Consider the following 20,586-nt stretch of genomic DNA (forward strand, 5'->3'; position numbering starts at 1 on the left):
AGGAGCCGCGCCATGAGTCCGTTGAACCTTGCGTCACCCTTAACGCCACGACGGCTCAAACGCCTGCCTCTGGCCCTGTTGCTGGCGGGGAGCGCCAGCTGGACTCACAGCTACGCCGCCGAGGCCGAAGCACCGCCACCGGCGCCGGCCGGCAAACCGGCGGCCAACAGCTCGCAGCTGGAAACCGTGACCGTCACCACGCGCCGGCGCGAAGAAAGTTCGCAAGACGTGCCGACGCCGATGAGCGTGGTCAGCGGGCAGAATCTGGAGACGCAGCGGGTCTACCGGATTCAGGATTTGCAGCAACTGGTGCCGAGCGTCAACGTCGCCTACATGCACGCGCGCCAGTCCAGCGTGTCGATTCGTGGTCTGGGCAACAACCCGGCGAGCGACGGCCTGGAAGGCAGCGTCGGTCTGTACATCGATAACGTGTATCTGGGTCGTCCGGGGATGGCGGTGTTCGACCTGATGGACATCGAACAGCTCGAAGTCCTGCGCGGGCCGCAGGGCACGCTGTTCGGCAAGAACACCACCGCAGGGGTGATCAACATCAGCACACGCGCACCGACGTTCACCCCTGAGCGCAGCATCGAAACCTCGTTCGGCGAGGACGGCTACTTCCAGACCAAGGGCACCATTTCCGGGCCGATCAACGATGAACTGGCCGGGCGCTTTTCGGCCTATCGCACCCGCAGCGACGGCGATATCAAGAACGAATACAACGGCCATGAGCTGAACGGAGGCTCGCGCGATGGCTTCCGTGCGCAATTGCTGTTCAAGCCCAACGAAGATTTCAATCTGCGCTGGATCGGCGATTACAACGAAGAGGACTCCAGCGCCGGCACGCGCGTGCTGTACAACACCGGACCGACCATCAACGGCGTCAACCTCTACCAATCGCGGGCCAATGCCGCCGGCGCGACGCTGGTCAACGGCTCGCACCGCAAGGTCAATCTGGACAACGACCAGCACGTCACCGTGCATCAGGGCGGCACATCGGTGGAGGCCAACTGGACGCTGCCGAGCGATTTCACCCTGACCTCGATCAGCTCCTATCGCTTCTGGAATTTCACTCCGGCCAACGACGACGGTCTCAACGTTGCGGCGACCTACAATGCCGGGGTTTCGGTCGAAGACAAACAGTACTCGCAGGAATTCCGCCTGGCCTCGCCCAAGGGCGAGTTCTTCGATTACGTGGTGGGCGCGTACTACTTCGGCTCGGATCTGGACAACAAATCCTTCGCCTATTACGGCCCGCAAGCCGACATCTGGAACGGCACGCCACGCGGTGCGCTGGCCAACGTCGGCAGCGTCGGCAACGGCCACATCAAGACCGACAGTTTCGCGCTGTTCGCCCAAGGCACCTGGCACCTCACTGAGCGCCTGGACTTCACCGCCGGGGTGCGCGGCACCTATGAAGAGAAGAACGCCTGGGTCACTCGCGATGCGCCGGTCGGTGGCGCCACTGTCACCGGCGCAGCGGCCACGGCACGCCGCGGACGCACTGGCACCTACGATTCCGGCGATCTCAATCAGTACAGTTCCAGCCCCTCTGGGTTGCTCAACCTCAGCTATCGCTTCACCGATGATCTGCTCGGCTATGCCACGCTGTCCCACGGCGAAAAATCCGGTGGGGTGAACCTTGCGGTGGGTTCGGCGCCAACCGCCGGCGCCGACTCGCTGCTGATTGGCACCGAGCGCGCCAACAACGCCGAACTCGGTTTCAAAAGCACCTTGTGGGACCGGCGTCTGCAGCTCAACGCCAACGTTTTCTGGACTCAGGTCAACGCCTATCAGACCAACGCCTACGACGACGTCAACCGCGTGCAATACCTGACCAACGCCGGCTCGGTGCGCTCGCGCGGCGTCGAATTTGAAAGCACGGTGATCCCGTTGCGCGGCCTGACCCTGAACTTCAACGGCTCGTACAACGACGTCAGCTACCTCTCGTACAAAGATGCACCGTGCCCGCCGGAAGTCAGCCAGGCACCGGGCGCACCGGCCTCTTGCGACCTCAGCGGCCACCAGGTGGTCGGCGCGTCGAAATGGATCGGCAACGCCAACGGCAAATACGAATGGAATCTGGCCAACGGTCTGCAACCCTACGTCACCGGCAGTTACGCGTTCCGCTCCAAAGCGGTGGGCACGGTCGAGGATTCCGATTACGGGCAGATCCCGAGCTACGCGGTGGTCAACCTGTCCACCGGTCTGCGCGGCGATTTCAATCAGGGCCAGTGGGACGTTTCGCTGTGGCTGAAAAACGCCTTCGACAAGACCTACTACACGACCCTGTGGACCGGCGGCAACGGCGGTTATGAAGGCCTGCTCGGTACGCCGCGCACCCTTGGCGTTACCGGTCGCTACGACTTCTGATCTGTCATTCAAGGAGCTGCATCATGTTGCCAGGCAAAACCGCTTTAGCGCTGTTGTTATCCGGCGCAGCGTTGAGTACCACGGTGTTCGCCGCACCCAGCGTGTACCCGACCGGCGTCACCCGTTACGACCCGGACAAGGCGTTCAATCAGTACGTGATCTTCAGTGGTGCCGACAAGCAGACGCACCTGATCGACATGAACGGCAACGAGGTGAAAACCTGGCCGCAGGCGGGGTTTCCGTCGGCGATCATCGACCCGCAACTGGTCGGCGGCGAGCGCGGGCATGTGCTGTTGCAACTGAGCGACAAGGATCCGGGCAAGCTCGGCTCCGCCGGTAACGGCCTGGGCAATCAGAGCGTCGGCGAGCTGGACTGGAACGGCAAAGTGGTCTGGCAGTGGGGCGACAAGGCGCCCGGCGGCGCAGCGCAGCAACACCATGATCAGCGGCGCCTGAGCAACGGCAACACCGTGGTGCTGGCGAACAAGGTGCACAAGGTCAAAGGCTTCAAAGTGCCCGAGGTGATCGACGATGCGATCTACGAAGTCAGCCCCGACGGGCAGGTGAAATGGCAGTGGCTGGCCTCGGAACACCTCAACGAATTCGGCTTCACCCAGGAGCAACTGAAGCTGGTGCGCGCCAGCGACAACCCGGATTACCTGCACATCAACAACCTCAGCGTGGTCGGGCCGAACAAGTGGTTCGATGCCGGGGACAAGCGCTTCAATCCAGATAACCTGTTGCTCGATTCACGCAACGCCAACTTCATCGCGATCATCGACAAACACAGCGGCAAAGTGGTCTGGCGCCTCGGCCCGAACCTGCCGCTGATCAACCCGAAAACCGCACAGAAACTGCCGCGTCCGGTGGATCAATTTGTCGGCCAGCACGACGCGCACATCATCCCTGCCGGGCTGCCCGGTGCGGGCAACCTGCTGGTGTTCGACAACCAGGGTTCGGCGGGGTATCCGAACGTCACCCTCGGGCTTATTTCCGGCTCGCGAGTGCTGGAAATCGACCCGCAGAAAAATGAAATCGTCTGGCAGTACAGCGCGGCGAATTCGAAGCAGCCGGGGTGGGCGTTCTATAGCTCGTTCATCAGCAGCGCGCGACGTTTGCCCAACGGCAATACGCTGATCGACGAAGGCATGAACGGGCGCTTTTTCCAGGTCACGGCCGGCGGCGAAAACGTCTGGGAATACGTCAGTCCTTATCTGGGTAAAGCACCGGGCAGCGACGCGATCAGCAACTGGGTCTATCGGGCGTTGCCCGTGAGTTACGACTGGGTGCCGAAGGGTACGCCGCGCTCCGAGACCGCCGTGATTGCCCCGATATCGGCAGTGCAGCAGACCAGTGCCAGTCGTTAGTTGAAATGGAATTAATGCTCGAGTGAATCGCGATAAGTTATGTGCGAGATGAATAGTGCTTATTGCAATTTCGTTGAAAAGTCGCGTGGACAATAAGTGAATGGCCAACCATCCTGAGTGTCGTGAGTTTCCAGGAGGGAACTTGCTCTCATCGGAAGACACTTATCCAACGATAAAGGAAATCACGTTATGTCGAGCATTAATGGAACTTATGTAAACGCTAACGCTGGCGCCAAACTGACGATTACCGATGGCAACGACTCCAACGGCACCTTCAGCGGCAAGTTGAACCAGAACGGCGTGAACTACGACATCGCTTACGGGCATTACCATTTCCAGAACAGCACCGGGCAGCCTACGATCATCACCTTCGCGGCTCTGAATGACGGCACGGGTTATCAATCCTGGGCGCTGTTCTCGCCGGATCACACCTATTCGAAAGTTCGTGCGGCGGGTTCGCGCACCAACTTTGATGGTGATGTTGTTAGTCTGGCTGGAGAGTTTGTTAAACAGTAATTTTGTGTCACAAAAAAGCCGTCATGCTATTGAGCCTGGCGGCTTTTTTCTTACATGAAATAAGTCATTTTCATGTTGGTTGCGCTTCCTATGGATGACAGCGTTTGCTGGCGTCTGATTCTAAGCTCGAGGTGAACTCAATCATTCGAGCAGGACGCTTACATGCAAAACGCGCTTTATTCCAACACCCTCGATGGGCCCTCTCTGACCATTGTCGATTCCGATGACCGCACCGGGGTCTTCGGCGGCACGTTGCATCACCAAGGCATCAACTACGGCATTGTCAGTGGCCGTTATGCCAGTCTCAAAGGCTACCAGCCGCCAACTGTGGTCACGCTGATTGCCAATAACCAGGATCACGGTTATTTCGCCCTGACCCTGTTCTCGCCAAGTCGCGGCACTCATGAACTGCAGGGGCACTGCGTGCGCGTTACTTATGACGGCGTGGTCAGCAGCCTGCCGGGCGACTTCGTTCGCCACGCATGAGGCGCAGCCAGCGCCAGATTTCTTCTCAAACACAAGCAAGGATGCTGCACATGTCCACGATCAATGGCGTTTATCGTCATGAACCTTCAGATACAACCTTGACCCTGACCGAGGGCGATGACCGCACCGGCAGTTTCACCGGCACGTTGTCCGTGTCCGGCACCGATTACCCGATCGCATTTGGCAATTTTCATTTCAGGCATGGCTTTTCAACAGGCCCGGTCGCTATCTCTTTCAATACGCTGACGGCCGATGGCACCGCGCAAGCCTGGGTGATGTTCTCGCCCGATCAGGCCTACACACGCTTGCGGGCAATGGGCAGCGCGGCGGACATGATGGGCAACACCGGGTTGAATGGCCTGGAATTTATCCGGCAAAACCGCTGAAGAAGCGCGAAATGAGCGGGTTTCGCATGCCTTCGCCGAATATTTTTCATGCTTGAAAAGCATTGTAAATTCAGCCCTCGGCGCCAGGCCTTGCAGGCCGTGGCTTCGCGACAATCTGCGAAAACTGATATTCGTAAAAAATCTAAACACATCGATAAAAGTTACTTTCGGAGATAAGCGATTGCTCCAATGATTCACCCAACGACCGGTCGCCCGGGGGATGTTTGCGGCGACCGGTCGGGTACTTCGCAAAGAGACCGCAGGGAGTGAATCAATGGGCAATGTCCAGACCGCCGCCAGCGCACAGGAATTGCTGTGGCGTCAGACGGCGAGTGGCGAATTGGTCGATCTCGGCCGGCCGCATCGTGTGCCGCTGGGGCAACTGCGTTTGCAGCGTGCGCCCAAGGGCATTCTGAGCCGCCGTGAAACCATTCTGCTCGGCGTGCTGGCGCTGCTGGTGCACGGCGCGGTGATCTATTGGATCAACCAGCATCCGACGCCGGCGTTGCCAATCGTGCCGCCGGAAATTCCGCCGATGACCATCGAGTTTTCGCGGCCGGCGCCACCCGCGCCGCCGGTGGTCGAACCGCCGCCACCGGCACCGGTCGTGGAGCCACCACCACCGGTTGAAGACGAGTTGGCCGTAAAGCCGCCGCCGCCCAAACCGATTCCCAAGCCCAAGCCGAAACCGGTGGCCAAACCGGTTCCGAAACCAGCACCGAAAGCTGTTGAACAACCACCCGCGCCGCCACAACCGGCAGCTCCGGTTGCCGCCCCGGCGCCACCTGCACCACCGGCCCCGGCGCCCGTGACGCCGGCTTCGGCCAACGCCGCGTATTTGAAGAATCCGGCGCCGGAATATCCGTCGCTGGCCCAGCGTCGCGGTTGGGAAGGCACGGTGATGTTAAGGGTGCACGTGTTGGCCAATGGCAAACCGGGCGAGATCCAGATTCAGAAAAGCAGTGGTCGGCAACAGCTCGACGATGCGGCACTCAATGCCGTCAAGCAGTGGAGCTTCGTGCCGGCCAAGCAGGGTGATGTCGCCCAGGACGGCTGGGTCAGCGTGCCCATCGATTTCAAGATTCATTAAACCGAAACCTATTCGCGCTAAATGTTTACACGAGGGAATACATCATGACGTTACTGGCCTCTCCACTGGAATCCATCGAAAGCGCGGTGATCTGGCTGCTGGTGGTTTTTTCCGTTGCCACCTGGGGACTGGCGCTGCTCAAGGCTGTGCAGTTCGGTCGTCTGAAGGCGCAGGATCGCAAGTTTCATAAACGCTTCTGGGCAGCGTCGAGTCTGGATTCCGCCGCTGAGTTGAGCGAAACCCAACCTGGCGCTGCGGCCCGGGTGGCACAGGCCGGTTACGCGGCGATTCAGGTGGGTGAGGCGCCGCAGGCCAATGACCTGAGCCAGGCGATCAACCATCAGGATCGGTTGGAGCGTGCCCTGCGTCAGCAGATCGTCCGCGAACGGCGTTCGCTGGAAACCGGTCTGGCGGTGGTCGCGAGTATTGGCAGCACCTCGCCGTTCATCGGCCTGTTCGGCACGGTGTGGGGAATCATGGAGGCGTTGAAAGGCATCAGCGCGGCAGGCTCGGCGAGCCTGGAAACCGTCGCCGGTCCGATTGGCGCGGCACTGGTCGCCACCGGTGTGGGGATCGCCGTCGCGGTACCGGCGGTGCTGGTTTACAACTACTTTTTGCGTCGTCTGAAACTGACGGCGGCGGACCTGGATGACTTCGCCCACGACTTCTACAGCCTGGCGCAAAAGAGCTCGTTTCGCGTGCTGATCCACCCGACGGCGCACAAGGTCGCGGCACCGGGCAACGCGACAAAAGTGAAGGAGGCGTCCTGACATGGCCTTCTCCACACAAGACAGCGACGAGGTGCTGAGCGAGATCAACGTGACACCGCTGGTGGACGTGATGCTGGTGCTGCTGGTGGTGTTTATCGTCACCGCGCCGCTGCTGACCAATGCGATCCCGATCAACCTGCCGAAGACCGAAGCGGTGGCGCCGGTCGAGCAGAAAGACCCGCTGGTGGTGAGCATCGACGGCACCGGCAAACTGTTTATCAACAAGGATGAAATCCAGCCGGACTTGCTGGAATTCAACCTCAAGTCGGCCAAGGCCAAGGACCCGGAAGTGCGCGTGCAATTGCAGGCCGACGACGGGGTGAACTACGGCGAAGTGGCGCGGGCCATGGCTTCGATCGAGCGGGCGGGGATTACCAAATTGTCGGTGATCACCGCGCGGTAACAGGATTTACGTTTTTCCGGGGCCGTCTCCTTGGCAGGGTGCGGCCCTTTTTTTATTCCGCAAAACCAGCCACCCCACCGACCTATTGTGGGAGCGGGCTTGCTCGCGAATGCGGTGGCTCAGCCAACATCTATGTCGATGCAGCTGATGCTTTCGCGAGCAAGCCCGCTCCCACAGGTTTGCATTTAATATTCTTTTCGAGTCTTAATAAATAGCTTCTTATTCCTTAACGAATATAAATCCCGTCCCTATACTCGATCAGGAACAGACACGACGCAGGAGAGCTCCCCATGCGCAACGAATCAATCCGCTACCTGATTGTGCCGGGCTGGCAAGGATCGCCAGAAGATCATTGGCAAACCCACTGGCAGAACAGTCTGCCCAACAGCGCACGCGTGGAGCAGGCCGACTGGCTGACGCCGCGCCGTGAAGACTGGGTCGCGGCGCTGGCCGAAGCGATTGCTGCCGACAGCACGCCGGTGATCCTGATTGCTCACAGCCTGGGTTGCATCACCGTTGCACATTGGGCGGCTACCGCGCCTGTGCAATACCTGCGTCAGGTGCGCGGTGCGTTGCTGGTGGCGCCGGCGGATGTCGAGCGTCCGGCCTGCGCGCCTGCACTGCGCAATTTCGCCCCGATCCCCACCGACTTGCTGCCGTTCCCCAGTCAGGTGGTCAGTTCCGACAACGACGCCGCCGTCAGCGCCCCGCGTGCCCTGGAGCTGGCGCGCAACTGGGGCGCCGAGGCGGGAATTCTTGCCGGGGCGGGGCACATCAACGTCAAGTCCGGGCATCAGCGTTGGGAGCAGGGTTTCGCTTATCTGTATCGCCTGCAAAACCGTATGGAACACCACGCCCGGCGTCGCGCTTGAACCTTTTTCTTTTCTGAACGCCCCCGTCTGCCGGCGGTTCTGGGCGGGAGTCTGCCATGAGTTTCGAAACGTTCGGTCAGCCGTTGCTGACCTTTCCCGATGCGGAAAAAAGTCCCCTGAGCATTCGCGCCAAGGCGCTGGTGTTCGTCGATCCCCGCTCCCGCAAGTTGCGCGAAGAGCTGGAACACCTGGCGCCGCGTGCCATCTCGGTGCTTATTCGCGGCGAGACCGGCACCGGTAAAGAGTTGCTCGCCCGTCACATTCACCGAGCCAGTGATCGCAGCGGTCTGTTCGTCTCGGTCAATTGCGGCGCGATCAGTCCTACTTACGCCGATGCCGAGCTGTTCGGTTATGCCGCCGGCAGTTACACCGGTTCGGCGAGCAGTCGCGCCGGATGGTTCGGTTCGGCCAATGGCGGCACCTTGTATCTGGACGAAATCGGCGATCTGCCGTTGCCGATCCAGATCAAACTGCTCGCCGCCCTGGAAAACCACGAAGTCACCCGCGTCGGCGCACATCAGCCAAGCCCGGTGGATGTGCGGCTGGTGGCGGCAACCAGCATTGATCTGGCGCAAGCGGTGGACGCCGGAAAATTCCACGAACGGCTTTACCACTACCTTAGCGAAGGTCAGCTGGAATTGCCGGCCCTGCGCGAGCGGATTGGCGACATCCTGTCGCTGGCGGAATATTTCCTCGGTATCTACAGCCAGCGCCTTGATCTGCCGGTGCCGTTGATCAGCGAAGCGGCGCAGCACCTGCTGGAGCGCCACAGTTGGCCGGGCAACACCCGTGAGCTGGAAAACGTCATTCACTTTGCGCTGCTGGTCAGCACCGGCGATGAAATCCTGCCGGAGCACCTGAACCTGCCCGAAGTGTCTGGGCCGCAGCTTCAGATCGAACGACTGGTAGCACAAATCAATATTGGCGGTAGCGTTGACGAACGTAAGGCTTTGAAAGATCTGCTGATTGGTTTGAGCCAGCAGTTGTAGCCGTTCGGTTCTGTATGAACGAAATGGAATATCAAAGTGAATAAACGTTATTGTGCGGGAATAAAAAATCCCGGTATTGTCCGCTTCACGCCGGGGATAGCACTTCACTGGCACTCGTATTAATAGCCGTCGCCATTCGCGACCGTGATTCTCGATAAGGACACTGCATGAAAAAGGTTCTGTTGTTTACCGCATTGGCGGCTGCTCTGACTGCTTCCCTGGCCCAGGCTGGCGAGAAACTGGTGGTGGCGGCGACTCCGGTGCCGCACGCGGAAATTCTCGAGCTGATCAAACCGACCCTGGCCAAAGAAGGCGTGGATCTGGAAATCAAGGTCTTCACCGACTATGTGCAGCCAAACGTGCAGGTAGGCGAGAAGCGTCTGGATGCCAACTACTTCCAGACCAAGCCTTACCTGGACAGCTTCAACGCCGGCAAATACAAGGACGACAAGTCCAAGTACCTGGTGACCGTGCAAGGTGTCCACGTTGAACCGTTCGGTGGCTACTCGAGCAAGTACAAGAAACTGGCTGATCTGCCAGACGGCGCGACCATCGCCATCCCGAACGAAGGCAGCAACAGCGGCCGCGCACTGATCCTGCTGCAGAAGGCTGGCCTGATCGAGCTGAAAGATCCGAAAAACGCCCTGGCGACCCCGAAAGACATCGCCAAGAACCCGCACAACTTCAAGTTCAAGGAACTGGAATCGGCCCTGCTGCCACGCGTCCTGAAGGAAGTTGATCTGGACATGATCAACACCAACTACGCGCTGGAAGCCAAGCTGAACCCGACCAAGGATGCGCTGGTGATCGAAGGCGCTGACTCGCCTTACGTGAACTTCCTGGTAGCCCGTGAGGACAACAAGAACAGCGACGCCATCAAGAAACTCGCCGCTGCCCTGACCAGCCCGGAAGTCAAAGCGTTCATCGAGAAGAAGTACAACGGCGCGGTATTGCCGGCGTTCTGATCCGACGCTTGAACCACCCCTTCAAGGTATGAAAACGCCGATGGCCAGTGATGGTCATCGGCGTTTTTGTGCGTGCTCGATTTATGGGATCGACATTCCTGTGGCGAGGGAGCTTGCTCCCGCTGGAGGCCGAAGGACTCCCAATGGCGTGCCCGGTTTGCAACTGCTGCGCAGCCGAGCGGGAGCAAGCTCCTAGCCACAAAATATCAAAAGCCAGATCGGGTGCAGGCCACTTGAGCCTTCAACGCCCGGCGCAACGCCACGAGCAATTTCACGATGTCCTGCGGATCCAGTCGCTGCGGCACTTTTACGTCCATGTTGTCTTCCTTGTAATGGTTTGGCCGGGGGAGTCTGGCCAAAAGCTGTTCGTCCTTGGAGGGCTTTCGTGCAAAAAAGATCCTTCCTACAGCGCAAGGGAAAATAGCCTTCTTATTCCTTCCCGGCAAACCCACAGGATAGTTTTTTGCGTGATATCAATATGCTTTAACGGTATTTAAATTCTTGTTTTTATACCTATAAAGTCAACGCCTGCCGGACAGTTACCCGCTGTCCATGGACTGCATGACCGTCGCTTACCGAGCGACGTCCAGGATGCTTCATGACTTTCGATTACGCCTTTATCCTCAGTACCCTGCCGGCCTTTCTCAAGGCTGTGGGCGTGACGCTGCAAGTCGGGTTCATCGCCATCGGCACGTCGCTGCTGGTGGCGCTGCTCAATGCAACGTTCCTGGTGTTCCGCACACCGTACCTGCAAAAACTGGTGGGCCTTTATGTGGAACTGGCGCGCAACACGCCGCTGCTGATTCAACTGTTCTTCGTCTACTTCGCCTTGCCGGCCATCGGCATCCAGGTTTCCGGATTCACCGCGGCAATCATCACCATGACGTTTCTCGGTGGCGCCTACCTCACTGAAGTGCTGCGCGCTGGCGTCGACGCGGTGCCGCAGGCGCAGCTCGAATCGGGGCGTTCCATCGGCCTGTCCCACGGCCAGTTGCTGCGCTACGTAATCCTGCCGCAAGCGGGGATTCTCAGCTTGCCGTCGCTGTTCGCCAATTTCATTTTCCTGCTCAAGGAAACCACCGTGGTCTCGGCAGTGGCCGTGCCGGAAATCCTCTACACCACCAAGAGCTACATCGCGCTCTACTACAAAACCTACGAAATGCTCGCCGTGCTGACGCTGATCTGCGTGCTGCTGTTCTTGCCGCTGTCGCTGTTGCTCAGTCGTTTGGAAAGGAGGCTCCAGCATGGCCAGTTCGGGTCTTGAACTGCTCTGGGTGTCGTTGCCGCAATTGGCAAAAGGCGCTGGGCAAACCCTGTCGATCTCGTTTCTGAGCATCGCCATCAGCACCATTGGCGGGGTGCTCTACGGCGTATTGCGCACGCTCAATGTGGCGTGGCTGAACGTCATTCTGCGGGTTTATCTGGAACTGTTCCGGGCGATTCCGGTGCTGGTCTGGCTGTACCTGCTGTTTTTCGGCTTGCCGATTTTCTTCGGACTGAGTCTGCCGAGCTTCTGGTGCGCGGTGCTGGTGCTGTCGCTGTGGGGCGCCAGCGAGGTCGGCGAAGTGGCGCGCGGTGCGTTGCATTCTTTGCCGCGCGGGCAGCGTGAAGCAGGGCTGTCGATCGGCCTGAACGCGGCGCAACTGTACGGCTACGTGCTGCTGCCGCAGGCGCTGAAACGCATGACGCCGCCGACCATCAACGTCTACACGCGAATCATCAAGACCAGCTCGCTGGCGGTGCTGATTGGCGTGGTCGATGTGATCAAGGTCGGCCAGCAGATCATCGAGCGCACTTACGAATCGGTGCTGATCTACGGCGCGCTGTTTCTGTTTTTCTTTTTCATCTGCTACCCGCTGTCGGCCGCTTCGCGCGTGCTGGAGCGGCGCTGGACGCAAGCATGAGCGCATTGGTCGAGTTTCAGGGTTTCAACAAATTCTACGGCGAGCAGCAGGTGCTCAAGGGCATCGACCTGCAAGTGCGCAGCGGCGAAGTGATCGTCATCCTCGGCCCCAGCGGTTGTGGCAAAAGCACGCTGCTGCGTTGCCTCAATGGTCTGGAAGAAGCCCACAGCGGCAGCCTGAAGTTTGTCGGCCGCGAGCTGCTGGACAAGGCCACCGACTGGCGCGAAGTGCGTCAGCAGATCGGCATGGTGTTCCAGAGTTATCACCTGTTCCCGCACATGAGCGTGCTCGACAATTTGCTGCTCGGCCCGCTCAAGGTGCAAAAGCGCCAGCGCCGTGAAGCGCAGCAGCAAGCCGAAGCCTTGCTCGAACGGGTGGGCCTGGCGGACAAGCGCGATGCGTTTCCACGCCAGCTCTCCGGCGGCCAGCAGCAACGCATCGCCATCGTCCGCTCGTTGTGCATGAACCCGCGGGTCATGCTCTTTGATGAAGTCACTGCCGCGCTTGATCCAGAGATGGTCAAGGAAGTGCTGCAAGTGATTCAGGGCCTGGCCCGCGAGGGCATGACCCTGCTGATCGTCACCCACGAAATGGCCTTCGCCCGCGCGGTGGCCGACCGCATCGTGTTCATGGATGCCGGACGCATCCTTGAACAGAACCCGCCCGAGATTTTCTTTACGAACCCGCAAACCGCACGCGCGCAGCAGTTTCTGGAGAAGTTCTCCTTCGTTGCAACACTGCCTGAAACGAATCCGACAAAGGAACTGGAACCGCTATGAAAATTGCCAAGTCATCCCTGTTTTTACTGCCGCTGCTGGGGCTCGCGCTGCTCGCCGGCTGCAACAAATCCGAAGAACCGGCCAAGCTGAAAGTCGCCAGCGAAAGCACCGCGCCAGCCGGTTACCTGGACAAGATCAAGGCCCGCGACAAACTGATCGTCGGCGTATTCACCGACAAGCCGCCGTTCGGTTTCGTCGATGAAGCCGGGCGCTACGTCGGCTTCGACACCGATATCGGTCGGCGTTTCGCCAAGGATCTGCTGGGCGACGAGAACAAGGTCGAGTTCGTGGCCGTGGAACCGGCGAGCCGCATTCCGTTCCTGCAGAGCGACAAGGTCGACCTGATCCTCGCCAACATGACCGTGACCCCGGAGCGCAAGGAAGCGGTGGAATTCACCAACCCGAATCTCAAGGTCGCGGTGCAGGCACTGGTACCGCAAGGCAGCTCGGTGAAAAAACTCGATGACCTGGCGACCCGCACCACCATCGTCACCACCGGCACGACTGCAGACATCTGGCTGACCAAGAATCATCCGGACTGGAAACTGCTGAAGTTCGAGAAAAACTCCGAGTCGCTGCAAGCCCTGGCCAACGGGCGCGGCGATGCCTACGCGCAGGACAATCTGGTGCTGTTCAGCTGGGCCAAGCAGAACCCGGGCTACCGCGTGCTGGACGAAAAACTCGGCGCCGAAGCACCGATTGCCCCGGCGGTGAAGAAGGGCAACGTCGAGCTGCGTGACTGGGTGAATACCGAGCTGGCCAAGTTGGGTGAGGAGAAGTATCTGCTCAAGCTGTACGACCAATATGTGCGTAAAGAACTGAGCGATGACACCCAGCCTGAGAGTGTGATTGTCGAGGGTGGCAAGTGGCAGGGGTGATTGGCCGTTAAATCTGCGCTGACCTGAAGGTCCTCTTCGCGAGCAAGCCCGCTCCCACAGGGGTACGCATTCCAACTGTGGGAGCGAGCTTGCTCGCGAAAGGGCTCGCTCAGGTGCCGCTCAATCCGGCCAGTTCCATGCCGGCTCATCGAGCACCCGCTGGCCAACAATTCCGGTCTGCCCCAGCGTCTTCTCCAGCACGATGCAGTTGCATTCGGGATCTTCCTGCAACGCCGAAATCAACCGCCGCGCATGCGACACCACCCACACCTGACATGCCTGCGACGCGCGAATGATCAAGCGCGCCAGCGCCGGCAACAGATCCGGGTGCAGACTGGTTTCCGGTTCGTTCAGCACCATCAATGACGGCGGGCGTGGCGTCAACAGCGCGGCGATCAGCAACAGATAACGCAGCGTGCCGTCCGACAATTCCGCCGCCGACAATGGCCGCAGCAACCCCTCCTGAAAGAACTCGATGGCAAAGCGTCCGCCGGCCAGCGGTGCGATGTTCAGTCTTGCGCCGGGAAACGCGTCGCTGATCGCCGCCTGCAACGCCTCGGGGTCGCCGATTTCATTGATGGTCTGCAGGGCTGCGGCGAGGTCGCGGCCGTCGTGGTGCAGCACCGGCGTGCGCGTACCCAGTTGCGGTTGGCGCACCGGGGCGTCGGCGTCGCTGCGAAAGTGATCGTAGAAGCGCCAGCGGCGAATGAACTCGCGCATCTGGAACACTTCCGGCGAACTGCGCAGACTGCCGATCTGATCGAACAGGCTGTCGAAATTCGGTGTGTGCTGCGCCAGCACGTCCCAACTGCGGCCTTCGCGGGCGCGAATCATCGGGCCGTTGCGATCCACCAGCAGGCTGGCCGGGCGATAGAGCGGCCCGGCCCAGATGCATTCGCGCTTGATCTGCGGATCGAGACTGAAGCGCGAGGGGCTGGGATGAGTGTCCCCCGGCAGCATGAAATGTCCGTTGGAGTCGGGCAATCCGAGGCTGATCGAATAGCTGAAATCCTCGCCGGCAAACCCCAGGCGCAGACGTTTGACGCCCTGACGCACCGTCGGCTCGATCGCCACTTCGCCGTTGCGCATGCGCCGGCTGAGGGTTTCCGGCCCGGCCCAGAACGTCGAATCCAGCCCGCCCTCGCGGGCCAGCGCATTGACCACGCCACCCTGGGCGGTCTCCGCCAGCAGGCGCAAGGCCCGATAGAGATTGGACTTGCCGCTGCCGTTGGGGCCGGTGATCAGGTTCAGCCGGCCCAGCGGAATCACCAGTTTGTTGATCGAGCGGTAATTGGCCACCGCGAGGGTCTTGAGCATGAAAATCCTTCTCTTGAGGCGACCATTGTAGGAGCTGCCGAAGGCTGCGATCTTTTGATCTTGCTTTTGTAAAGTCAAAAGATCGCAGCCTGCGGCAGCTCCTACAGGGGAAATATAGAGATCACGCAGGCGAACGTTGAACCCTGTTCTAAGCTCACAGTCGTATCGTCACTTGCACGTTCGTACACAGGAAGGAGTCTGCATGGCGAGTCCCGGATTGAAAACAGTTGTCGTGCTGAGCCTGCTCACGTTGCTGACCGCTTGCGGCAAGAAAGAAGCCCCGGCGGAGTACCTGCCACGGGTCTTTGTGCAAGAGGTCAAACCGGCGGACTATGCCGCTGCCGTGACTCTCACCGGTGACGTGCAGGCGCGGGTGCAGACCGAACTGTCGTTCCGGGTCGGTGGCAAGATCATTCAGCGCATGGTCGATGTCGGCGACCGGGTCAGCGCCAAACAGGTACTGGCCAAGCTCGATCCCAAGGATTTGCAGACCAACGTCGATTCCGCACAAGCCCAGGTCATCGCCGAACAGGCGCGGGTCAAGCAGAGTGCGGCGGCGTTCGTGCGTCAGCAGAAGCTGCTGCCCAAGGGCTACACCAGCCAGAGCGAATTCGATTCCGCACAAGCCGCGTTGCGCAGCAGCCAGAGCGCCCTGAGCGCGGCGCAGGCGCAACTGGCCAATGCCAAGGATCAACTCAGTTACACCTCGCTGGTCGCTGACGCCCCCGGCATCATTACCGAGCGCCAGGCCGAAGTCGGCCAGGTGGTCCAGGCCACCGCGCCGATTTTCAAACTGGCCCGCGATGGCGATCGTGACGCGGTGTTCAACGTTTATGAGTCGTTGCTGGCTGAGCGCCCGGCGGAGCGTTCGATTGTCGTCAGCCTGCTCGACAACCCCAACATCAAGACCACCGGCACGGTGCGTGAAATCACCCCGGCGGTGTCGGCGCAGTCCGGCACGGTGCAAGTCAAGGTCACCCTCGACAGCCTGCCACAGGGCATGCAGCTCGGCTCGGTGGTCAGCGCCACGGCCAAGGGCAGCGGCAAGTCGGCGGTGGAATTGCCATGGTCGGCGCTGACCAAAAACATCAGCGATCCGGCGGTGTGGATGGTCGACGACAAGGGTGAAGCGCAACTGCACAACGTCACCGTCAGCCGCTACCTGATCGGCAAGGTCATCATCAGCGACGGCCTCAAGGGCGGTGAGAAAGTGATTGTCGCGGGTGGGCAACTGCTGCACCCGGGCATGAAAGTCGAAATCGCCGAAAACACCTACGAAGGTCTGCAACCGGGAGCGCAGCCATGAAGCGTCTGGGGCTGTTGTCCATTGGTGTGCTGCTGGCCGCCTGCTCGAAAAGCGAGCCACCGCCGGAGCCGGTTCGGCCGGTATTGTCGATCAAGGTACAGGCGCTGAACGAGGAAACCCTCGGGCGTTTCGCCGGCAGCATTCAGGCGCGTTACGAGAGCAACACCGGGTTCCGCGTCGGCGGGCGCATTGCCAGTCGCAACGTCGATGTCGGCGCCGAGGTGCAAAAGGGTACGCTGCTGGCGACCCTCGATCCGTCCGATCAGCAGAACCAGTTGCGTTCGGCCCAAGGCGACCTGGCCAAGGTCCAGGCGCAACTGATCAACGCCCAGGCCAATGCCCGTCGGCAGCAGGCGCTGTTCGATCGCGGGGTTGGCGCGCAGGCGCAACTGGACATCGCCACCACCGACCTGAAAACCACCCAGGCCTCGCTCGATCAGGCGCGGGCGGCGGTCAACCAGAGCCAGGATCAACTCGCTTACACCGAATTGCGCGCCGACCACAAAGCCGTGGTCACCGCGTGGAATGCCGAGGCCGGTCAAGTGGTGACAGCAGGTCAGCAAGTGGTGACCCTGGCGCAACCGGACATCAAGGAAGCGGTGATCGATCTGCCGGACACGCTGGTCGACGAGATTCCTTCCGACGTGGTGTTTCTGGTGGCCGGGCAACTCGACCCGAGCATCAACACCACCGCAACCATTCGCGAAATCGAACCGCAGGCCCAAAGCGCCACGCGCACCCGCCGCGCGCGGCTGACCCTGGCCAACACGCCAGACGGTTTCCGCCTCGGCACGGCGATCAGCGTGACCCTCAGTTCGGCGATCAAGCCGCGCATCGAATTGCCTGCCACCGCCCTGCAGGAAGCCGACGGCAAGACCCGCATCTGGGTGATCGACACCCAAAGCAAAACCGTCGCGCCCCGTGACGTCAGCGTGATCAGCCGCACCGACGGCACGGTGGTGCTGGCCGGCGGGGTCAAGTCCGGCGAGCAGGTGGTCACCGCAGGCGTTAACAGTCTCAAACCCGGACAAGCCGTGAAACTCGACGAGGACAGTCAATGAAAGGCTCTTTCAATCTCTCCGAATGGGCCCTCAAGCATCAGTCGTTTGTCTGGTACCTGATGTTCGTCGCGCTGCTGATGGGGGTGTTTTCGTACTTCAATCTGGGCCGCGAAGAAGACCCCTCGTTCACCATCAAGACCATGGTCATCCAGACCAAATGGCCGGGCGCGACCCAGGAGGAAACCCTCAAGCAGGTCACCGACCGCATCGAGAAAAAACTCGAGGAGCTCGACTCCCTCGACTACGTGAAAAGCTACACGCGCCCGGGCGAATCAACGGTTTACGTGTACCTGCGCGACACCACCAGCGCCAAGGACATTCCAGAGATCTGGTACCAGGTGCGCAAGAAGATCGATGACATTCGCGGCCAGTTTCCCCAGGGCATTCAAGGCCCCGGGTTCAACGACGAGTTTGGCGATGTGTACGGTTCGGTCTACGCGTTTACCGCCGACGGCCTGACCATGCGCCAGTTGCGCGATTACGTGGAGCAGGCCCGCGCCGAGATCCGCAACGTCCCGGGGCTGGGCAAGATCGAAATGATCGGCCAGCAGGACGAAGTGATTTACCTGAACTTCTCCACCCGCAAACTCGCCGCGCTGGGCATCGACCAGCGTCAGGTGGTGCAGAGCCTGCAATCGCAGAACGCCGTGACCCCGGCGGGGGTGATCGAAGCCGGCCCGGAGCGCATTTCGGTGCGCACCTCGGGGCAGTTCGCTTCGGAGAAGGATCTGGCCGAGGTCAATCTCAAACTCAATGACCGCTTCTATCGCCTGGCAGACGTCGCCGACATCAGTCGCGGTTACGTTGACCCGGCCACCCCGGAATTCCGTTTCGACGGCAAGCCGGCAATCGGTCTGGCGATTGCCATGCAGAAGGGCGGTAACGTCCAGGAATTCGGCAAGGCGCTGCACCAGCGGATCGACCAGATCACCGCTGATTTGCCGGTTGGCGTCGGCGTCCATACGGTGTCCGATCAGGCCGTGGTGGTGGAAGAGGCGGTCGGCGGTTTCACCAGTGCGCTGTTCGAAGCGGTGGTGATCGTGCTGGTGGTCAGCTTCATCAGCCTCGGCGTGCGCGCCGGGCTGGTGGTGGCGTGCTCGATTCCGCTGGTGCTGGCGATGGTCTTCGTGTTCATGGAATACAGCGGCATCACCATGCAGCGGATTTCCCTCGGGGCGCTGATCATCGCCCTCGGCCTGCTGGTGGACGATGCGATGATCACCGTGGAGATGATGGTCACGCGCCTGGAAATGGGTGAGACCAAGGAGCAGGCGGCGACGTTCGCCTACACCTCGACCGCATTCCCGATGCTCACCGGTACGCTGGTGACCGTCGCCGGTTTCGTGCCCATCGGCCTCAACGCCAGCTCCGCCGGCGAGTACACCTTCACCCTGTTTGCGGTGATCGCGGTGGCGATGCTGGTGTCGTGGGTGGTGGCGGTGTTCTTTGCGCCGGTGATCGGCGTGCACATCCTCAGCACCAACGTGAAACCCCATGAAGCCGAGCCGGGCCGCATCGGTCGGGCGTTCAACGGTGGTTTGCTGTGGTGCATGCGCAACCGCTGGTGGGCGATCGGCATCACCGTGCTGCTGTTTGTGCTGGCGGTGTTCTGCATGCGCTTTGTGCAGAACCAGTTCTTCCCGTCGTCGGATCGCCCGGAAATTCTCGTCGACCTGAACCTGCCGCAAAACGCCTCGATCGACGAAACCCGCAAGGCAGTGGACAAGCTCGAAGCCACGCTCAAGGGCGATCCGGACATCGTGCGCTGGAGCACCTACATCGGTCAGGGTGCGATCCGTTTCTACCTGCCGCTCGACCAGCAATTGCAGAACCCGTACTACGCGCAACTGGTGATCGTCAGCAAGGATTTCGAGGCCCGTGAGGCGCTGAGCCAACGCCTGCGCGAGCGTTTGCACAAAGACTTCGTCGGCATCGGCAGTTACGTGCAGGCGCTGGAAATGGGCCCGCCGGTGGGACGTCCGATTCAGTATCGGGTCAGCGGCAAGGACATCGATCAGGTGCGCAAGCACGCCATCGATCTGGCGACCGAGCTGGACAAGAACGAACACATCGGCGAGATCATTTACGACTGGAACGAGCCGGGCAAAGTCCTGCGCATCGACATCGCCCAGGACAAGGCGCGTCAGCTCGGGCTGTCGTCGGAAGATGTGGCGAAGTTGATGAACAGCATCGTCAGTGGTGCGCCGCTGACCCAGGTTAACGACGACATCTACCTGATCAACGTGGTCGGCCGGGCGGTGAACTCGGAACGCGGCACGCCGGAAACCCTGCAGAACCTGCAGATCGTCACACCCAACGGCACGTCGATTCCGCTGCTGGCCTTCGCCACCGTGCGGTATGAGCTCGAGCAGCCGCTGGTGTGGCGTCGCGACCGCTTGCCGACCATCACCATCAAGGCTTCGGTGCGTGACGAGATCCAGCCGACCGATCTGGTGAAACTGCTCAAGCCGTCGATCGATGCCTTCGCTGAAAAACTGCCGGTCGGCTACAAAGTCGCCACCGGCGGTACGGTCGAGGAAAGCGGCAAAGCCCAAGGGCCGATCGCCAAGGTCTTGCCGTTGATGCTGTTCCTGATGGCGACCTTCCTGATGATCCAGCTGCACAGCGTGCAGAAGATGTTCCTGGTGGCCAGTGTCGCGCCGCTGGGGCTGATCGGCGTGGTGCTGGCGCTGGTGCCGACCGGTACGCCGATGGGCTTCGTGGCGATCCTCGGGATTCTGGCGCTGATCGGCATCATCATTCGCAACTCGGTGATTCTGGTGACGCAGATCGATGAGTTCGAGCGCAACGGCTCCGCGCCGTGGGATGCAGTGGTGGAAGCGACTGAGCACCGCCGCCGACCAATCCTGCTGACCGCGGCGGCGGCGAGCATGGGCATGATTCCGATTGCCCGGGAAGTGTTCTGGGGGCCGATGGCCTACGCGATGATTGGCGGGATCGTGGTGGCGACGTTGCTGACCCTGCTGTTTTTGCCGGCGCTGTATGTGGCCTGGTACAAGATTCGCGAGCCGCAGAAAGAGACCCGCTAAAGAGCGAGCGCTACGCACTCTATTCGCGAGCAAGCCCGCTCCCACAGGGGGTACGCATTCCAACTGTGGGAGCG

Annotated in this window: 19 protein-coding genes; 18 read left to right on the top strand and 1 reads right to left on the bottom strand. The window is 60.6% G+C overall.

Translation table 11 applies throughout. The features are described 5' to 3' along the window. Positions 1-12 precede the first annotated feature (12 nt). From V3W27_RS12290 to V3W27_RS12360, 15 genes are all read left to right on the top strand, one after another. A complete protein-coding gene (locus V3W27_RS12290; RefSeq protein WP_330206704.1) occupies positions 13-2,373 on the top strand; it encodes a TonB-dependent receptor in 2,361 nt (786 codons plus the stop codon). Positions 2,374-2,396: 23 nt separating this feature from the next. Continuing rightward, on the top strand, positions 2,397-3,740 hold the full coding sequence (locus V3W27_RS12295) for an aryl-sulfate sulfotransferase (RefSeq protein ID WP_330206705.1): 1,344 nt from the start codon (positions 2,397-2,399) through the stop codon (positions 3,738-3,740). 189 nt (positions 3,741-3,929) lie between these two features. Beyond that, positions 3,930-4,256, top strand: a complete 327-nt coding sequence (locus V3W27_RS12300) for a hypothetical protein (protein ID WP_096797777.1) — start codon at positions 3,930-3,932, stop codon at positions 4,254-4,256. Between the two features lie 162 nt (positions 4,257-4,418). After that, entirely contained in the window at positions 4,419-4,742 is a 324-nt protein-coding gene (locus V3W27_RS12305; RefSeq protein WP_330206706.1) for a hypothetical protein, read from the top strand. A gap of 50 nt (positions 4,743-4,792) precedes the next feature. Beyond that, positions 4,793-5,128, top strand: a complete 336-nt coding sequence (locus V3W27_RS12310) for a hypothetical protein (RefSeq protein ID WP_225137059.1) — start codon at positions 4,793-4,795, stop codon at positions 5,126-5,128. A 274-nt stretch (positions 5,129-5,402) separates the two neighbouring features. Then, the gene (locus V3W27_RS12315; RefSeq protein ID WP_330206707.1) at positions 5,403-6,218 is read left to right on the top strand and encodes an energy transducer TonB; all 816 of its coding nucleotides are present in this window, start codon (positions 5,403-5,405) and stop codon (positions 6,216-6,218) included. A 44-nt stretch (positions 6,219-6,262) separates the two neighbouring features. Next, a complete protein-coding gene (locus V3W27_RS12320) occupies positions 6,263-6,988 on the top strand; it encodes a MotA/TolQ/ExbB proton channel family protein (protein ID WP_027611170.1) in 726 nt (241 codons plus the stop codon). 1 nt (position 6,989) lies between these two features. Continuing rightward, complete coding sequence (locus V3W27_RS12325; protein WP_096797443.1) at positions 6,990-7,391, top strand: ExbD/TolR family protein; 402 nt, start codon at positions 6,990-6,992, stop codon at positions 7,389-7,391. A 290-nt stretch (positions 7,392-7,681) separates the two neighbouring features. Beyond that, positions 7,682-8,263: an alpha/beta hydrolase gene (locus V3W27_RS12330; protein WP_003220572.1), complete on the top strand. Its 582-nt coding sequence runs from the start codon at positions 7,682-7,684 to the stop codon at positions 8,261-8,263. A 56-nt stretch (positions 8,264-8,319) separates the two neighbouring features. Next, positions 8,320-9,252: a sigma 54-interacting transcriptional regulator gene (locus tag V3W27_RS12335; protein WP_096797445.1), complete on the top strand. Its 933-nt coding sequence runs from the start codon at positions 8,320-8,322 to the stop codon at positions 9,250-9,252. A 167-nt stretch (positions 9,253-9,419) separates the two neighbouring features. Then, complete coding sequence (locus V3W27_RS12340; RefSeq protein WP_027611172.1) at positions 9,420-10,217, top strand: MetQ/NlpA family ABC transporter substrate-binding protein; 798 nt, start codon at positions 9,420-9,422, stop codon at positions 10,215-10,217. A 598-nt stretch (positions 10,218-10,815) separates the two neighbouring features. Beyond that, positions 10,816-11,481 carry an amino acid ABC transporter permease gene (locus tag V3W27_RS12345; RefSeq protein WP_330206708.1) on the top strand — a complete coding sequence of 222 codons (666 nt, stop codon included), beginning with the start codon at positions 10,816-10,818 and terminating at the stop codon, positions 11,479-11,481. Continuing rightward, positions 11,462-12,121 carry an amino acid ABC transporter permease gene (locus V3W27_RS12350; protein ID WP_330206709.1) on the top strand — a complete coding sequence of 220 codons (660 nt, stop codon included), beginning with the start codon at positions 11,462-11,464 and terminating at the stop codon, positions 12,119-12,121. The genes V3W27_RS12345 and V3W27_RS12350 overlap by 20 nt, the downstream gene beginning before the upstream one ends. Beyond that, positions 12,118-12,900 (top strand): amino acid ABC transporter ATP-binding protein, encoded by a 783-nt coding sequence (locus V3W27_RS12355; RefSeq protein WP_183784539.1) that lies wholly within the window; start codon positions 12,118-12,120, stop codon positions 12,898-12,900. The genes V3W27_RS12350 and V3W27_RS12355 overlap by 4 nt, the downstream gene beginning before the upstream one ends. Continuing rightward, positions 12,897-13,778 (top strand): transporter substrate-binding domain-containing protein, encoded by an 882-nt coding sequence (locus V3W27_RS12360; protein WP_330206710.1) that lies wholly within the window; start codon positions 12,897-12,899, stop codon positions 13,776-13,778. The genes V3W27_RS12355 and V3W27_RS12360 overlap by 4 nt, the downstream gene beginning before the upstream one ends. 120 nt (positions 13,779-13,898) lie before the next feature. On the opposite strand, the gene V3W27_RS12365 is transcribed toward V3W27_RS12360, so the two are convergent. Then, positions 13,899-15,095 (bottom strand): AAA family ATPase, encoded by a 1,197-nt coding sequence (locus V3W27_RS12365; protein ID WP_330206711.1) that lies wholly within the window; start codon positions 15,093-15,095, stop codon positions 13,899-13,901. Between the two features lie 202 nt (positions 15,096-15,297). Here V3W27_RS12365 and V3W27_RS12370 point away from each other — a divergent pair, with 202 nt between their 5' ends. From V3W27_RS12370 to V3W27_RS12380, 3 genes are read left to right on the top strand one after another with little or no spacing between them, the layout of a single operon-like run. After that, positions 15,298-16,401: an efflux RND transporter periplasmic adaptor subunit gene (locus V3W27_RS12370; protein WP_096797448.1), complete on the top strand. Its 1,104-nt coding sequence runs from the start codon at positions 15,298-15,300 to the stop codon at positions 16,399-16,401. After that, positions 16,398-17,462, top strand: coding sequence for an efflux RND transporter periplasmic adaptor subunit (locus tag V3W27_RS12375; protein ID WP_098966644.1), 1,065 nt, complete (start codon positions 16,398-16,400; stop codon positions 17,460-17,462). The genes V3W27_RS12370 and V3W27_RS12375 overlap by 4 nt, the downstream gene beginning before the upstream one ends. After that, complete coding sequence (locus V3W27_RS12380; RefSeq protein WP_330206712.1) at positions 17,459-20,512, top strand: efflux RND transporter permease subunit; 3,054 nt, start codon at positions 17,459-17,461, stop codon at positions 20,510-20,512. Before V3W27_RS12375 ends, V3W27_RS12380 begins: the two co-directional genes overlap by 4 nt. Positions 20,513-20,586: the final 74 nt, after the last annotated feature.

Source organism: Pseudomonas sp. AM14(2022) (genome assembly GCF_036346455.1).
In the GTDB taxonomy this organism is placed as follows: Bacteria; Pseudomonadota; Gammaproteobacteria; order Pseudomonadales; family Pseudomonadaceae; genus Aquipseudomonas; species Aquipseudomonas putida_A.

Excerpts from the sequence above, each read along its gene's own strand:
- V3W27_RS12355 (WP_183784539.1), top strand. The coding sequence starts at position 12,118 with ATGAGCGCATTGGTCGAGTTTCAGGGTTTCAACAAATTCTACGGCGAG.
- V3W27_RS12325 (WP_096797443.1), top strand. The coding sequence starts at position 6,990 with ATGGCCTTCTCCACACAAGACAGCGACGAGGTGCTGAGCGAGATCAAC.
- V3W27_RS12315 (WP_330206707.1), top strand. The coding sequence starts at position 5,403 with ATGGGCAATGTCCAGACCGCCGCCAGCGCACAGGAATTGCTGTGGCGT.
- V3W27_RS12345 (WP_330206708.1), top strand. The coding sequence starts at position 10,816 with ATGACTTTCGATTACGCCTTTATCCTCAGTACCCTGCCGGCCTTTCTC.
- V3W27_RS12330 (WP_003220572.1), top strand. The coding sequence starts at position 7,682 with ATGCGCAACGAATCAATCCGCTACCTGATTGTGCCGGGCTGGCAAGGA.
- V3W27_RS12290 (WP_330206704.1), top strand. The coding sequence starts at position 13 with ATGAGTCCGTTGAACCTTGCGTCACCCTTAACGCCACGACGGCTCAAA.
- V3W27_RS12295 (WP_330206705.1), top strand. The coding sequence starts at position 2,397 with ATGTTGCCAGGCAAAACCGCTTTAGCGCTGTTGTTATCCGGCGCAGCG.
- V3W27_RS12370 (WP_096797448.1), top strand. The coding sequence starts at position 15,298 with ATGGCGAGTCCCGGATTGAAAACAGTTGTCGTGCTGAGCCTGCTCACG.
- V3W27_RS12305 (WP_330206706.1), top strand. The coding sequence starts at position 4,419 with ATGCAAAACGCGCTTTATTCCAACACCCTCGATGGGCCCTCTCTGACC.
- V3W27_RS12360 (WP_330206710.1), top strand. The coding sequence starts at position 12,897 with ATGAAAATTGCCAAGTCATCCCTGTTTTTACTGCCGCTGCTGGGGCTC.
- V3W27_RS12335 (WP_096797445.1), top strand. The coding sequence starts at position 8,320 with ATGAGTTTCGAAACGTTCGGTCAGCCGTTGCTGACCTTTCCCGATGCG.
- V3W27_RS12310 (WP_225137059.1), top strand. The coding sequence starts at position 4,793 with ATGTCCACGATCAATGGCGTTTATCGTCATGAACCTTCAGATACAACC.
- V3W27_RS12350 (WP_330206709.1), top strand. The coding sequence starts at position 11,462 with ATGGCCAGTTCGGGTCTTGAACTGCTCTGGGTGTCGTTGCCGCAATTG.
- V3W27_RS12340 (WP_027611172.1), top strand. The coding sequence starts at position 9,420 with ATGAAAAAGGTTCTGTTGTTTACCGCATTGGCGGCTGCTCTGACTGCT.
- V3W27_RS12375 (WP_098966644.1), top strand. The coding sequence starts at position 16,398 with ATGAAGCGTCTGGGGCTGTTGTCCATTGGTGTGCTGCTGGCCGCCTGC.
- V3W27_RS12300 (WP_096797777.1), top strand. The coding sequence starts at position 3,930 with ATGTCGAGCATTAATGGAACTTATGTAAACGCTAACGCTGGCGCCAAA.
- V3W27_RS12320 (WP_027611170.1), top strand. The coding sequence starts at position 6,263 with ATGACGTTACTGGCCTCTCCACTGGAATCCATCGAAAGCGCGGTGATC.
- V3W27_RS12380 (WP_330206712.1), top strand. The coding sequence starts at position 17,459 with ATGAAAGGCTCTTTCAATCTCTCCGAATGGGCCCTCAAGCATCAGTCG.
- V3W27_RS12365 (WP_330206711.1), bottom strand. The coding sequence starts at position 15,095 with ATGCTCAAGACCCTCGCGGTGGCCAATTACCGCTCGATCAACAAACTG.